Source organism: Kitasatospora sp. NBC_01302, from assembly GCF_035976515.1.
GTDB lineage: Bacteria > Actinomycetota > Actinomycetes > Streptomycetales > Streptomycetaceae > Kitasatospora.
The window spans coordinates 2,915,516-2,930,653 of record NZ_CP108404.1; the positions used below are offsets into that span (position 1 = coordinate 2,915,516).

Below are 15,138 nucleotides of genomic sequence, written 5' to 3' on the forward strand. Positions count from 1 at the left end.
CAGGCCGGAGCCCGACGGGAGAGATCTGATGAGTGCACCCAGTGCAGGAAGCGGCGCGACACCCCCGCACGGCGGCCCCGGCAACCCGGGACACGTCGCGGCCGCGGGCCTGTCCCTGTCGCCCTTCCGCGGGTTGCGGTACGTCCCCGAACGGGTCGGCACGCTGGCCGCCGTCACCTCCCCGCCCTACGACGTGGTCGACCCGCACCGGCGGCTCAGCCTGGAGACCGCCGACCCGCACAACGTGGTCCGCCTGATCCTCCCGCGCCCCGAACCCGACGACACCGGCGAGCGCCCCGACCGGGACACCCGCTACCGGCACGCCGCCCGGCTGCTGAAGCGCTGGCTCGGCGAGGGCGTGCTGGCGCCCGATCCGAAGCCGGCCCTCTACGTCTACGAGCAGCGCACCGCCGCCGACAGCCCCAGCGGGGAGCTGCTGCAGCGCGGGCTGATCGGCGCCCTGGCCGTCAGCGGCCGGGAGAGCGGGGTGGTGCTGCCGCACGAGGACGTGATGCCCCGGCCGGTCGCCGACCGGGTCGGCCTGATGCGCACCACCCGGGCCAACCTGGAGCCGCTGCTGCTCACCTACCGGGGCAAGGGCGGCGCGGCGGCCGTGATCGAGCGGACCGTGGAACGGGAACCGCTGCTCACCACCACCACCTCGGACGGCACCCGCCACCGCCTGTGGGCCGTAACCGACCGTGCCCAGCTGGCCGAGGTCACCCGTGATCTGGCCACCTGCCGTGCCCTGATCGCCGACGGGCACCACCGCTGGGAGATGTACCTGCGGCTCCAGCGCGAGCACCGCCACCTGCCGTTCAGCCCCTGGGACCGCGGCATGGTGCTGCTGGTGGACACCGCCCGCTACCCGCTGCGGGTGCGGGCGATCCACCGGGTGCTCTTCCGGCTGCCGCTCGAACGCGCGCTGGCGGCGCTGAACACGGCCGAGGACGGCTGGCAGCTGGAGAAGCTGTCCGGGGACCTGAACGAAGCACTGGACGCCCTGGCGGCGGCCAAGCTGGCGGGCGGCAACGCCTTCGTGCTCACCGCCGGCGACTCGGTCTACCACCTGCTCACCGGCCCCGACGAGGCACTGCTCAACGCCACCGTGCCCAAGGAGAAGCCCGAGGAGTGGCGGCACCTGGACGCCACCGTGCTGCACGCCACCCTGCTGGAGCACGTCTGGCAGGTCCCCGACGGCCCGGACGACATCGGCTACCTGCACGCGGCCGTGGCCGCCGAGCGGGAGGCGGCGAGAACCGGTGGCACCGCCGTCCTGCTGCACCCGGTGGACGAGGGCGTGGTGCGCCGGCTCGCCGAGCAGGGGGTCACCATGCCGCGCAAGTCCACCTCCTTCGGCCCCAAGCCCGCCACCGGGCTGGTGCTGCGGAGCCTCGAACTGGGCTGACCCGTCCGGGGAACAGCGAAAGGGAGGAGGCTCCCGCCCGGCCGGGCGGGAGCCTCCTCCCCTGTCACGCACTACTCACCGGCAACTGGTGCTCAGCGGTTGTCCTCGCGGTCACGCAGGGCGCGGGCGACCTCGGCCTCGTCGGCCTCTTCCATCTCCAGGTCGTCCTCGTCGTAGTACTCCTCGACGTCCTCGTCGTCCTCGAAGATGACCTCGTCCGTGCCCTCCTCGCGGTCGGTACGACGGCCGCGCGGCTCGGGGCGCTCGGCGGCCTCGGCCACCTCGTCCTCCTCGCCCTCGGCGGCCTCGTCCTCGAGCTCCGGGTCGAGGGTGTCGACGAACTCCAGGCCGTCGATCTCGGCCAGCCGCTCGGAGGCGTTGGTGGTGCCGTCCGGGTCGGCGTCGGCGGCCTTGGCGAACCAGTCGCGCGCCTCGTCCGCACGGTCGGCGGCGATCAGCGCCTCGGCGTAGGCGTAGCGCAGGCGGGCGGTCCACGGGTGCAGCGCGCTGGAGGCGAGCTCCGGGCTCTGCAGGGTGACCACGGCAGCCTCGAACTGGCCCAGGTCGGCGCGGGCACCGGCCGCGACCAGGCGCATCTCGACCTGGCCGGCCTTGTCCAGCTGCTTCACCTCGGGCTCGCCGGCCATCGCCAGCGCCCGCTCCGGACGGCCCAGACCGCGCTCGCAGTCGGCCATCACCGGCCAGAGGTCCGAGCGACCAGTCATCCGGCGCGCGGCGCGGAACTCGGTCAGCGCCTCGGAGTAGCGCTGCGTCATGTAGGCCGCGAAGCCCGCCGCCTCGCGCACCGACGGCACGCGGGAGGCCAGGCGGAGCGCCACGCGGGCGTACTTGTAGGCCTCCTCCGGCTCGCTGTCGAGCAGGCGGGCGACCATCACCAGGTTGCGCGCCACGTCGTCGGCGAGCGTCTTGGGCAGGCTCAGCAGCTCCTGGCGCACGTCCCCGTCGATCTCCGTCCCGGTGACGTCCTCGGGGATGGCGAGGCGCTGCACCGGCTCCTGGTGGCCGCGACGGTCGTCGTAGCCACCACGGTCGCCGCCACGGTCGTCACGGCGCCCCTCGAACCGGCCACCACGGTCGCCGTAGGAACGGCCGCCGCGGTCCCCGCCACGGTCGCGGTCACCGGAGGGGCGGCCACCCTCGCGGCGGAAGCCGCCACGGTCGCCACCGCGGTCGCGGTCGCCGTGGGAGGGGCGGTCGTCGCGACGGAAGCCGCCACGGTCACCCGTGGACGGACGGTCATCACGACGGAACCCGCCACGGTCACCGGTCGAGGGGCGGTCGTCACGACGGAAGCCGCCACGGTCACCCGTGGACGGACGGTCGTCACGACGGAAGCCACCACGGTCGCCGGTCGAGGGGCGGTCGTCACGACGGAACCCGCCACGGTCACCACCGCGGTCACGGTCACCGTAGGACGGACGGTCATCGCGACGGAAGCCGCCACGGTCACCCGTGGACGGACGGTCGTCACGACGGAAGCCACCACGGTCGCCGGTCGAGGGGCGGTCGTCACGACGGAACCCGCCACGGTCGCCACCGCGGTCACGGTCACCGAACGAGGGGCGGTCGTCGCGACGGAAGCCGCCACGGTCACCCGTGGACGGACGGTCGTCACGACGGAAGCCACCACGGTCGCCACCGCGGTCACGGTCACCGTAGGACGGACGGTCATCGCGACGGAAGCCGCCACGGTCACCCGTGGACGGACGGTCGTCACGACGGAAGCCACCACGGTCGCCGCCCGAGGGACGGTCGTCACGACGGAACCCGCCACGGTCACCACCGCGGTCACGGTCACCGTAGGACGGACGGTCATCGCGACGGAACCCACCACGGTCACCACCGCGGTCACGGTCACCGTAGGACGGACGGTCATCGCGACGGAAGCCGCCACGGTCACCCGTGGACGGACGGTCGTCACGACGGAAGCCACCACGGTCGCCGCCCGAGGGACGGTCGTCACGACGGAACCCGCCACGGTCGCCACCGCGGTCACGGTCACCGAACGAGGGGCGGTCGTCGCGACGGAAGCCGCCACGGTCGCCGCCCGAGGGACGGTCGTCACGACGGAAGCCACCACGGTCGCCACCGCGGTCACGGTCACCGTAGGACGGACGGTCATCGCGACGGAACCCACCACGGTCACCACCGCGGTCCCCGCCATGGTCGCCACTGCGGTCGCGGTCACCGTAGGACGGACGGTCGTCGCGACGGAAGCCGCCACGGTCACCGGTGGAGGGACGGTCGTCGCGGCGCGGGCCACGGTCGTTCGACCAGCCACCGCGCGAGCGGGACTCGTGGCCTCGGCCATCGTCCGATCGACGGTCGGGGCGGTCCTGGGGCGGGTTCGACATCGCGGTGACTCCTTCTACATCATCAGCTTCGCCGCAGGTCGGGCAGGGGGATGCCCGACGCGGCACGATGCCGGCCGCTGGGCCAGGCACCTTCTTCATTGTCAAGCATCAGCAGCAGGCTCGCGCTGGGGGACAGCGGGCGGGCTGCGCGGGATCAAGTGGTTCGTGAAAAACAAAAAGGCCGTGGCCCCAGCTCATCGCTGGGGCCACGGCCTTTGAATAATTGTTCGGCGGCGTCCTACTCTCCCACAGGGTCCCCCCTGCAGTACCATCGGCGCTATGAGGCTTAGCTTCCGGGTTCGGAATGTAACCGGGCGTTTCCCTCATGCTATGACCACCGAAACCCTATTGGGTATTCAGCGAACACACTTTTCAGTTGATAAGTGTTTCTTTGTTTGCCGGAGTCGAAATAAATCGACCCAGTGGCAGAGCCGATAAATCGGCTCAGTGTTCGCCGGCGATAGCTGTTCGCTACCCGGGAACCACACAGTGAACGCGAGCGTCTGAGGACAAGCCCTCGGCCTATTAGTACCGGTCAGCTCCACCCCTTACAGGGCTTCCACATCCGGCCTATCAACCCAGTCGTCTACTGGGAGCCTTACCCTCTCAAGGAGGTGGGAGTGCTCATCTCGAAGCAGGCTTCCCGCTTAGATGCTTTCAGCGGTTATCCCTCCCGAACGTAGCCAACCAGCCATGCCCTTGGCAGGACAACTGGCACACCAGAGGTTCGTCCGTCCCGGTCCTCTCGTACTAGGGACAGCCCTTCTCAACACTCCTACGCGCACAGCGGATAGGGACCGAACTGTCTCACGACGTTCTAAACCCAGCTCGCGTACCGCTTTAATGGGCGAACAGCCCAACCCTTGGGACCTACTCCAGCCCCAGGATGCGACGAGCCGACATCGAGGTGCCAAACCATCCCGTCGATATGGACTCTTGGGGAAGATCAGCCTGTTATCCCCGGGGTACCTTTTATCCGTTGAGCGACGGCGCTTCCACAAGCCACCGCCGGATCACTAGTCCCTGCTTTCGCACCTGCTCGACCCGTCGGTCTCACAGTCAAGCTCCCTTGTGCACTTACACTCAACACCTGATTGCCAACCAGGCTGAGGGAACCTTTGGGCGCCTCCGTTACTCTTTAGGAGGCAACCGCCCCAGTTAAACTACCCACCAGACACTGTCCCTGATCCGGATCACGGACCCAGGTTAGACATCCAGCACGACCAGAGTGGTATTTCAACGTCGACTCCACAACAACTGGCGTTGCCGCTTCAAAGTCTCCCACCTATCCTACACAAGCCGAACCGAACACCAATATCAAGCTATAGTAAAGGTCCCGGGGTCTTTCCGTCCTGCTGCGCGAAACGAGCATCTTTACTCGTAATGCAATTTCACCGGGCCTATGGTTGAGACAGTCGAGAAGTCGTTACGCCATTCGTGCAGGTCGGAACTTACCCGACAAGGAATTTCGCTACCTTAGGATGGTTATAGTTACCACCGCCGTTTACTGGCGCTTAAGTTCTCAGCTTCGCCCCGACGAATCAGAGCTAACCGGTCCCCTTAACGTTCCAGCACCGGGCAGGCGTCAGTCCGTATACATCGCCTTACGGCTTCGCACGGACCTGTGTTTTTAGTAAACAGTCGCTTCTCGCTGGTCTCTGCGGCCGGCCCCAGCTCGGGCAGCAAGTGCCTCCACCAGTTCCGGCCCCCCTTCTCCCGAAGTTACGGGGGCATTTTGCCGAGTTCCTTAACCATAGTTCACCCGAACGCCTCGGTATTCTCTACCTGACCACCTGAGTCGGTTTGGGGTACGGGCCGCCATGAAACTCGCTAGAGGCTTTTCTCGACAGCATAGGATCATCCACTTCACCACAATCGGCTCGGCATCAGGTCTCAGCCTTAATGAGTGACGGATTTGCCTATCACTCGGCCTACACCCTTACCCCGGGACAACCACCGCCCGGGCTGGACTACCTTCCTGCGTCACCCCATCGCTCACCTAATACCCTGTTGGATCAGCGGCTCCACCACGTCCCATTGTCCGAAGACTCCGGGCCGGCTTCACGGCTTTAGCATTCAGAGGTTCAGCGTTGGCGCTTCAAAGCGGGTACGGGAATATCAACCCGTTGTCCATCGACTACGCCTGTCGGCCTCGCCTTAGGTCCCGACTTACCCTGGGCAGATCAGCTTGACCCAGGAACCCTTGGTCAATCGGCGCAAGAGTTTCCCACTCTTGTATCGCTACTCATGCCTGCATTCTCACTCGTATACCGTCCACGACTGGATTCCTCCGCCGCTTCACCCGGCACACGACGCTCCCCTACCCATCCACAGCGCCGTTGGGCGTATTCTGTGAATGACACGACTTCGGTGGTGTGCTTGAGCCCCGCTACATTGTCGGCGCGGAATCACTTGACCAGTGAGCTATTACGCACTCTTTCAAGGGTGGCTGCTTCTAAGCCAACCTCCTGGTTGTCTCTGCGACTCCACATCCTTTCCCACTTAGCACACGCTTAGGGACCTTAGTCGGTGTTCTGGGCTGTTTCCCTCTCGACCATGGAGCTTATCCCCCACAGTCTCACTGCCACGCTCTCACTTACCGGCATTCGGAGTTTGGCTAAGGTCAGTAACCCGGTAAGGCCCATCGCCTATCCAGTGCTCTACCTCCGGCAAGAAACACGTGACGCTGCACCTAAATGCATTTCGGGGAGAACCAGCTATCACGGAGTTTGATTGGCCTTTCACCCCTAACCACAGGTCATCCCCCAGGTTTTCAACCCTGGTGGGTTCGGTCCTCCACGCGGTCTTACCCGCGCTTCAACCTGCCCATGGCTAGATCACTCCGCTTCGGGTCTTGGGCATGCAACTCAACCGCCCTATTCGGACTCGCTTTCGCTACGGCTACCCCACACGGGTTAACCTCGCTACACACCGCAAACTCGCAGGCTCATTCTTCAAAAGGCACGCAGTCACGGCTGATCAGCAAGCTGACCAACGACGCTCCCACGGCTTGTAGGCACACGGTTTCAGGTACTATTTCACTCCGCTCCCGCGGTACTTTTCACCATTCCCTCACGGTACTATCCGCTATCGGTCACTAGGGAATATTTAGGCTTAGCGGGTGGTCCCGCCAGATTCACACGGAATTTCTCGGGCTCCGTGCTACTTGGGAGAAGCTCAAGTGAGCCGTACAAGTTTCGTCTACGGGGGTCTTACCCTCTACGCCGGACCTTTCGCATGTCCTTCGACTACCCATACGGTTTCTGACTCACCCGATCGCCGGCAGACGACCGAAGAACTTTCCCACGACCCCGAAGTGGCAACCCCTGCCGGGTCTCACACCACAACGGTTTAGCCTCATCCGGTTTCGCTCGCCACTACTCCCGGAATCACGGTTGTTTTCTCTTCCTGCGGGTACTGAGATGTTTCACTTCCCCGCGTTCCCTCCACATACCCTATGTGTTCAGGTATGGGTGACAGCCCATGACGACTGCCGGGTTTCCCCATTCGGACACCCCCGGATCAAAGCTCGGTTGACAGCTCCCCGGGGCCTATCGCGGCCTCCCACGTCCTTCATCGGTTCCTAGTGCCAAGGCATCCACCGTGCGCCCTTAAAAACTTGGCCACAGATGCTCGCGTCCACTGTGCAGTTCTCAAACAACGACCAGACACCCACCTACACAACCCGGCAAACACCAGGTCGGTCCGTGGGACCGGCACTGAGACAACGATTACTCGTTCCCTCAGGACCCAACAACGTGCCCAACACACCAGACTCAAGAAACGCTTTCCACGCCGAAGCAGTACTCACGAACCATCACCCAGTGTGCCGAATAGTCAACGTTCCACCCATGAGCAACCGTGCGAGACATTCGCTCGCATCCGGCCATGTGCTCCTTAGAAAGGAGGTGATCCAGCCGCACCTTCCGGTACGGCTACCTTGTTACGACTTCGTCCCAATCGCTGGTCCCACCTTCGACGGCTCCCTCCCAAGGGTTAGGCCACCGGCTTCGGGTGTTACCGACTTTCGTGACGTGACGGGCGGTGTGTACAAGGCCCGGGAACGTATTCACCGCAGCATGCTGATCTGCGATTACTAGCAACTCCAACTTCATGGGGTCGAGTTGCAGACCCCAATCCGAACTGAGGCCGGCTTTTTGGGATTCGCTCCACCTCACGGTATCGCAGCCCTTTGTACCGACCATTGTAGCACGTGTGCAGCCCAAGACATAAGGGGCATGATGATTTGACGTCGTCCCCACCTTCCTCCGAGTTGACCCCGGCAGTCTCCTGTGAGTCCCCATCACCCCGAAAGGCATGCTGGCAACACAGAACAAGGGTTGCGCTCGTTGCGGGACTTAACCCAACATCTCACGACACGAGCTGACGACAACCATGCACCACCTGTATACCGACCACAAGGGGGCGACTATCTCTAGCCGTTTCCGGTATATGTCAAGCCTTGGTAAGGTTCTTCGCGTTGCGTCGAATTAAGCCACATGCTCCGCTGCTTGTGCGGGCCCCCGTCAATTCCTTTGAGTTTTAGCCTTGCGGCCGTACTCCCCAGGCGGGGAACTTAATGCGTTAGCTGCGGCACCGACGACGTGGAATGTCGCCAACACCTAGTTCCCAACGTTTACGGCGTGGACTACCAGGGTATCTAATCCTGTTCGCTCCCCACGCTTTCGCTCCTCAGCGTCAGTAATGGCCCAGAGATCCGCCTTCGCCACCGGTGTTCCTCCTGATATCTGCGCATTTCACCGCTACACCAGGAATTCCGATCTCCCCTACCACACTCTAGCCTGCCCGTATCGAATGCAGACCCGGGGTTAAGCCCCGGGCTTTCACATCCGACGCGACAGGCCGCCTACGAGCTCTTTACGCCCAATAATTCCGGACAACGCTCGCACCCTACGTATTACCGCGGCTGCTGGCACGTAGTTAGCCGGTGCTTCTTCTGCAGGTACCGTCACTTGCGCTTCTTCCCTGCTGAAAGAGGTTTACAACCCGAAGGCCGTCATCCCTCACGCGGCGTCGCTGCATCAGGCTTTCGCCCATTGTGCAATATTCCCCACTGCTGCCTCCCGTAGGAGTCTGGGCCGTGTCTCAGTCCCAGTGTGGCCGGTCGCCCTCTCAGGCCGGCTACCCGTCGTCGCCTTGGTAGGCCATTACCCCACCAACAAGCTGATAGGCCGCGGGCTCATCCTGCACCGCCGGAGCTTTCCACCAACCCCCATGCAGAGGAAGGTCGTATCCGGTATTAGACCCCGTTTCCAGGGCTTGTCCCAGAGTGCAGGGCAGATTGCCCACGTGTTACTCACCCGTTCGCCACTGATCCACCCCGAAGGGCTTCACCGTTCGACTTGCATGTGTTAAGCACGCCGCCAGCGTTCGTCCTGAGCCAGGATCAAACTCTCCGTGAATGTCTGCTCGTAATCGAGCAACACCCGCGTCGAGCGGCACGACAACCACCGGAATAGGGTGGCCTCGCGCACTGCGTCCTCGCTAGTGTTTTACTTCAAAAGGAATCTCCAACCCCAGTCCGAAGACCAAGGCCGGGGATGTCAACATATCTGGCGTTGACTTTTGGCACGCTGTTGAGTTCTCAAGGAACGGACGCTTCCTTTGCAGCCACTTCCGTGGCCCCTCCGGGCGCTTCGTTCTTTCGTGTTTCTAGCTTATCAGATCCGGCTCAGTGCCTTTTCCGACTTCCTGGCTGGCCAGGTCCGCCTTTTCCGCGGCGACCGCCACTTTACCGTATTTCCGGACCAGGTCCGGACCATGCTGAATCCCGGAGGAATAAGCGAGGTTTTAAATCGGCAAATCTGATGGTCGCTCCGGGTGGGTTCGGGCCGGCCTCTCGGCTGCCCCTTCCGTCCGTCCGGATCAGGCGACTCGGACAACACTAGGCCAGCTGGGCGGTCGCGTCAAACACTGAGGGGCCAGATCTGACCAGATCTGGCCCCTCGGGCAAGCAGTCGCAGCTCAGTGGCGATGCATTTCAAGCCACCTGACGCATACTCATGCTTCGTCGGCGTGAGCTGGCGTCAGTTTTCGGTTGACTCATGCACCCGTCAGCTCGACCGCGGCGAGGTTCCGCTTTCCGCGACGCAGCACCAGCCAGCGGCCGTGCAGCAGGTCGTCGGTGGTCGGCACCGCGTCCTCGTCCGCGACCTTCGCGTTGTTGAGGTAGGCGCCGCCCTCCTTCAGCGTCCGGCGGGCGGCCGAGCGGCTGGGAGCCAGGCCGACGGCCACCAGCAGATCGGCCATCGGGGCCAGCTCGGTGACGGTGGCCTTGGGCACCTCGGCGAGCGCGGAGGTCAGCGTCGCGGGCTCCAGCTCGGCGAGGTCGCCCTGGCCGAACAGCGCCTTGGAGGCCGCCACCACGCGCTGGTACTGCTCGGCGCCGTGGAGCATGGTGGTCAGCTCCTCGGCCAGGGCGCGCTGGGCAAGCCGGGCGGCCGGGCGCTCGGCGGTCTCCCGCTCCAGCTCCTCGATCTCCTCCTTCGAGCGGAAGCTGAAGATCCGCAGGAAGTTGGAGACGTCGCGGTCGTCCGTGTTGAGCCAGAACTGGTAGAAGGCGTACGGCGTGGTCAGCTCGGGGTCGAGCCAGATCGTGCCGGTCTCCGTCTTGCCGAACTTGGTGCCGTCCGCCTTGACGATCAGCGGGGTGGCCAGCGCGTGCGCGGACTTGCCGTCGGCCTTGCGGATCAGGTCCGTGCCGGCCGTCAGGTTGCCCCACTGGTCGCTGCCGCCGGTCTGCAGGGTGCAGTCGTAGCGGCGGTTCAGCTCCAGGTAGTCCATGCCCTGCAGGATCTGGTAGCTGAACTCGGTGTAGCTGATGCCCGCGTCGGAGTTGAGCCGCCGGGCGACGGCCTCCTTGGCGATCATGTTGTTGACCCGGAAGTACTTGCCGATGTCGCGCAGCAGGTTGATCGCGGACAGGCCCGAGGTCCAGTCCAGGTTGTTGACCATGCGGGCGGCGAACGGACCCTCGAAGTCGAGGAACTTCTCGATCTGGCCGCGCAGCCGGTCCACCCAGGCGGCCACCGTCTCGGGGGCGTTGAGCACCCGCTCGGCCGTCGGCTTGGGATCACCGATCAGGCCCGTCGCACCGCCGACCAGGCCCAGCGGCAGGTTTCCGGCCTGCTGGATCCGGCGCATCGTGAGGATCTGCACCAGGTTGCCGAGGTGCAGGCTCGGCGCGGTCGGGTCGAATCCGCAATAGAAGGTGACCGGGCCGTCCGCGAACGCCTTGCGCAATGCGTCCTCGTCGGTGGACAGGGCGATCAGCCCTCGCCACCGCAGCTCGTCGACGATGTCCGTCACGGTCACGCTTCTCCTTGGTCGGTCCGGGCCGCGGCTGGGGGGCGGTCCGGGAAGGGAATTCCGTCGGGTTCCAGCCTGTCCGAGACTACGCGGTCCGCGCTACGCGGTTTTACCCAGCGGCCTGCGCCGCGGGGTGTGGGCCCGGTAGGGGCTGACGGACGGCTCGCCCTCGATCCAGAAGCGCCAGGGCGTGTCGGCGGCGGTGGAGACCCCGGTGCGCGGGCCGGAGCGGATCAGCGCGGCGGGCGGCGGGGTGCCGGGCAGCAGGCGGAAGACCGGGCCCTCGATCGCGTCCTCGCCGTTCTGGGCCCGGTCGACGCCGAGCGCCTGGGCCAACCGGGCCGGGCCCTGGGCGAGGTCGTGGTCGCGGCGGCTGGTGGGCCGGCGGGTGCGGGCCAGCTCCGCTCCCGCCGTCACCTCGCCGGCTCGCAGCAGGACCCCGCCGGGGTGCAGGGCGGGGCCGCAGACCAGGTTGAGGCAGTAGTGCATGCCGTAGGTGAAGTAGACGTAGGCGTGGCCGGGTGGGCCGAACATCACGGCGTTGCGCGCGGTGGGCCCGCGGAACGCGTGCGAGGCGGGGTCGTCCGGACCCTGGTAGGCCTCGACCTCGGTCAGCCGCAGCTCGACGGTGCCCGTGGGCAGCGTGCAGCGCAGCCGGCGGCCGAGCAGCTCGGGGGCGACCTCGGTGGAGGGGCGGTCGAAGAAGGCGCGCGGCAGGGCGGCGGGCCCGTCGTCGGGGTGCTCGGCGGAGCTGTCGGTGGCCACGGGTCCGAGCCTAACGGCGGGCGCCGACAGTCGGCCGGGCGGCGGCAGGGGGGGCGGCCCGCCCGCCGTCACCCGGCGGCTGAGCGGGGGAAATTCCGTTGTCGGACAAGGTGCTTGGCGGTCACAGTGGTCGGGTCCGCCGGGGTGGCGGACGGGCCTGGGAGGTGTCCGGAATGCGCAACACGTTGGTGCTGAACGCGAGCTACGAGCCGCTGTCGACGGTGTCCCTGCAGCGTGCAGTGGTGCTGGTGCTCCAGGACAAGGCCGTGGTCGAGCAGGTTCATCCCCTGCGTGCGATGCGTGCCGCCGGGCTCTCGGTACCGGTGCCCCGGGTGATCAGACTGCGGCGGTACGTCAGAGTGCCGTTCCGACAACGGGCCCCGTGGTCGCGCCGGGGCGTGCTGGTGCGGGACCAGCACCTGTGCGCCTACTGCGGGCGCCGGGCGACCACGGTGGACCACGTCCTGCCCAAGTCGCGCGGGGGCGCCGACAGCTGGCTGAACACCGTGGCGGCGTGCGCCACCGACAACCAGCGCAAGGCCGACCGGACTCCGGAGCAGGCCGGGATGGCGCTGCTGCGGCGCCCGTTCGAGCCGACCCCGGAGGCCACCCTGCTGCTGGCGCTGGGCCTGCGGGCCGGTGAGGCCGGCGAGTTGGCTCCCTGGCTGCCGCGCGCCGCCCAGCCGGGCGGGGCCCAGCCGGTCGCGGTCGCCATGGGCTGAGGCGACGACCGCGCGGGCCCACCGGACCGGGGGGCACAGACGTCCGGTGGGCCGGCCTGCTCAGGGGACAGGCCGGCCCACCGGATCACCACCGGGCTCGCGCGCGATCAGCCCTTGGCCTGGAAGGCCGTGGCCACACCGAAGTTGGCCGAGTGGCCGGGGACGGCGACGACCCGGTCGGCGCCCATCAGCACCCGGCCCGAGGTGAGCAGCGAGCCGGTGGCGGGCGGGAAGCCGCCGCCGACGCTCTCCTGACCGGTGCTCAGGGTGATGCGGCTCAGGTGGGCCGGCTGGTCGGTGCGCTCGTCGGCGGCCAGCACCAGGGTGCCGTTGTCCAGGCCGACGGCCCGGACGGTGCCCTTCTCGCTGGCCGGGGTGCGCCATAGCTGCTTGCCGTTGGTGACGTCGAAGGCGACCGCCGAGGTCGGGCCGCCGGCGGCGCCGACCAGCGTGGTGACCATGCTGTGGTCCTGGAAGAAGACGCCGGGCAGCGCGTCGAAGGTGCCGCGGGTGACGTCCAGCCGGCCGCCGCCGGGGTCGCTGACCGGGATGGTGGCGGCCTGGTCGCCGTTGGCGTTCCAGGTGAGCACCTTGTCGTCGGTCGGCTGGTCCCCGGTGGTCAGCATCACGGCCGGCTCGGCGGAGAGCACGGTGGCGGTCCTGGGCTGGGTGGGCAGGCCCTTGGCCCAGAGCGTCTTGCCGTCGGCGGTGCCCAGCGCGACCACCTGGTCGCCCGGGTTGCTGTCGACGCAGCTGCTGTGCAGCAGGACGGTGGCACCGGAGGCGCTGCCGGACAGCGTGCAGAACTTGCCCTGGCCGCCGTACTGCCAGGCGTCCTTGCCGTCGGCGGAGCCCCAGGCGATGGCCTTGTCGTCGCCGACCGCGACCACCTTGTCGTCGGTGACCGCGACCTGGGCCGCGTAGGGGTTGTGGTCGGAGAGCTGCTTGGTCCAGGCGGTCTTGCCGGCCTTGGTGTCCACGGCGGCGAGCTGGGTGCAGGGGCTCTTCGGATCGGCCTGGGCGTGGAAGAGCACGGCGCCGATCCCGGAGGGGTTGACGGTGGGCGACATGCCGCAGGGGGTGGCACCGGCCGCGGGGGCGTCCAGGTTCCAGGTGGGCTTGCCGGTGGCCGGATCGTAGGCGTGCACGCCGCTGCCGTCCGCGCGGACCAGCGCGTCGGCCAGCAGCCAGCTGCCGATCAGGGTGTCGTAGGCGCCTGCCTGCGGTGCGCCGGCGGGCTGGGCGGACCAGATCTTGTTGTGCGCGACGGCGAAGCCGGGGTCGCTGGAGGGGGCTGCGGTGTTGTCGTGGTGCGTGCTGCCGCCGCTGGTGGCGACCACGCCGGCGGTCACCAGGACGCCGAGGGCGGCGACGCCGGCGGCGACCCGGATCAGCAGCGTCCGGTGGCCGGGGGCGCCCTCGGTGTTGAGCACGGAACCGAGCGCGCCCTGCGCGGCGCCGCGCACGCGGCCGATCAGCGAGCCGTCGGTGGCGGCCGCAGCACTGCCGCCGCCACGGCGGGAGCGGGACGGCTTCGCGGAGGGCGCCTCGGGATCGACGGGCGCCTCGGGGTCGGCGGCGGATCCGGGGGTGTCGGGCGACTCGACGGCGGAGAACTCCGCGGTGGTGGTCACCGCGCTCTCCTCCGTGCCGGGCCCGGCGGCGAACTGGTCGGCGTAGAGCGGCGGCTCGCTCGGCCGGCCGAACTCCTCGCCCGCCTGATAGTGCTGCTGCTCGGGGATGCCCTGGTAGGCCTCGGGCCACTCCCAGGGCTGCCCGTCGCCGGCGTACTGCTCTCCGGCGTACTGCTCGCCGGGGTGCTGGGCGTTGGGGTGCTGGGCGTTGGGGTACTCGCCGGGGGCGTACGGGTCGGCGGCGTACTGCTCGCCCGCGTACTGCTCCCCCGGGTAGGGCTGCGCCGTCCCGTAGGGCTGCTGCTCGTTCGGGTACCAGCCCTGCTGCTGCCCGTAGGCGGCGGGATCAGGCCCGCTGCTGTCCTGGGGGTACCCCCGGTCGGCGGCTGGGGGGAAGTCCTGAGCCATGCGTTCCGTCCGTCCCGACTGCGTACAACGACGGACAGCATCTCACGCCGCCCACCCGTACCGACCGTTCGGCTGGCAACAGGGCCCGCTGCAACGGTCGGTACGGTCGGCGAACGTGTCGGTACGGTGAATGAACCCGTCAGCTCTGCTGGTTGAACGCCGCATCGATCCTGGCCGCCAGTCGGAGGTCCAGGTCGGTCACGCCGCCCGCACTGTGGGTGCTGAGGGCGAAGGTGAGGGTGCGCCAGCGGATGTCGATGTCCGGGTGGTGGTTCATCTCCTCGGCCGCCTCGGCCACCGCCACCACCACGCGGATCGCGGACGGGAAGTCGGCAGCGTCGGCGGTGCGGGTGATCGCCGCGCCCTGTCGCTGCCAGCCCGGCAGTGCGGCCAGGCCCGCGGTGATCTCGTCCTCGGTCAGCAGGGGGCTGTTGGTCATCGCGTCACTCCGGTCCGTCGCTCCAGGTCAGGCGGGCCTCAGTGATGCTAGTGGCTGA

7 protein-coding genes, 3 rRNA genes and 1 pseudogene are annotated in these 15,138 nt (G+C 67.2%); 2 read left to right on the forward strand and 9 right to left on the reverse strand.

Features of this window, described 5'->3' with window-relative positions; all coding sequences use genetic code 11:
* Positions 1 to 28: 28 nt before the first annotated feature.
* Positions 29 to 1,408 carry a DUF1015 domain-containing protein gene (locus OG294_RS12095; protein WP_327066483.1) on the forward strand — a complete coding sequence of 460 codons (1,380 nt, stop codon included), beginning with the start codon at positions 29 to 31 and terminating at the stop codon, positions 1,406 to 1,408.
* Between the two features lie 92 nt (positions 1,409 to 1,500).
* On the opposite strand, the gene OG294_RS12100 is transcribed toward OG294_RS12095, so the two are convergent.
* From OG294_RS12100 to OG294_RS12130, 7 genes and pseudogenes are all read right to left on the reverse strand, one after another.
* Positions 1,501 to 2,418, reverse strand: coding sequence for a tetratricopeptide repeat protein (locus OG294_RS12100; RefSeq protein WP_327071517.1), 918 nt, complete (start codon positions 2,416 to 2,418; stop codon positions 1,501 to 1,503).
* Positions 2,419 to 2,565: 147 nt separating this feature from the next.
* Positions 2,566 to 3,684 (reverse strand): annotated as a pseudogene (locus OG294_RS12105) (hypothetical protein); the annotation flags it as partial.
* Positions 3,685 to 4,008: 324 nt separating this feature from the next.
* Positions 4,009 to 4,125: ribosomal RNA gene (rrf, locus tag OG294_RS12110) — 5S ribosomal RNA — on the reverse strand.
* A 163-nt stretch (positions 4,126 to 4,288) separates the two neighbouring features.
* Positions 4,289 to 7,408, reverse strand: a 23S ribosomal RNA gene (locus OG294_RS12115).
* A gap of 276 nt (positions 7,409 to 7,684) precedes the next feature.
* Positions 7,685 to 9,206, reverse strand: a 16S ribosomal RNA gene (locus tag OG294_RS12120).
* Together the 16S, 23S and 5S rRNA genes form the textbook arrangement of a ribosomal RNA operon.
* A gap of 640 nt (positions 9,207 to 9,846) precedes the next feature.
* Complete coding sequence (tyrS, locus tag OG294_RS12125) at positions 9,847 to 11,112, reverse strand: tyrosine--tRNA ligase (protein WP_327066484.1); 1,266 nt, start codon at positions 11,110 to 11,112, stop codon at positions 9,847 to 9,849.
* Between the two features lie 99 nt (positions 11,113 to 11,211).
* Entirely contained in the window at positions 11,212 to 11,877 is a 666-nt protein-coding gene (locus OG294_RS12130; protein WP_442789144.1) for a DNA-3-methyladenine glycosylase, read from the reverse strand.
* A gap of 173 nt (positions 11,878 to 12,050) precedes the next feature.
* Between OG294_RS12130 and OG294_RS12135 the strand changes: the two genes are divergently transcribed.
* Complete coding sequence (locus tag OG294_RS12135; protein WP_327066485.1) at positions 12,051 to 12,599, forward strand: HNH endonuclease; 549 nt, start codon at positions 12,051 to 12,053, stop codon at positions 12,597 to 12,599.
* 107 nt (positions 12,600 to 12,706) lie between these two features.
* Here OG294_RS12135 and OG294_RS12140 read toward each other — a convergent pair whose 3' ends face one another.
* Positions 12,707 to 14,641 carry an outer membrane protein assembly factor BamB family protein gene (locus tag OG294_RS12140; protein WP_327066486.1) on the reverse strand — a complete coding sequence of 645 codons (1,935 nt, stop codon included), beginning with the start codon at positions 14,639 to 14,641 and terminating at the stop codon, positions 12,707 to 12,709.
* 139 nt (positions 14,642 to 14,780) lie between these two features.
* A complete protein-coding gene (locus tag OG294_RS12145; protein WP_327066487.1) occupies positions 14,781 to 15,080 on the reverse strand; it encodes a 4a-hydroxytetrahydrobiopterin dehydratase in 300 nt (99 codons plus the stop codon).
* Positions 15,081 to 15,138 lie beyond the last annotated feature (58 nt).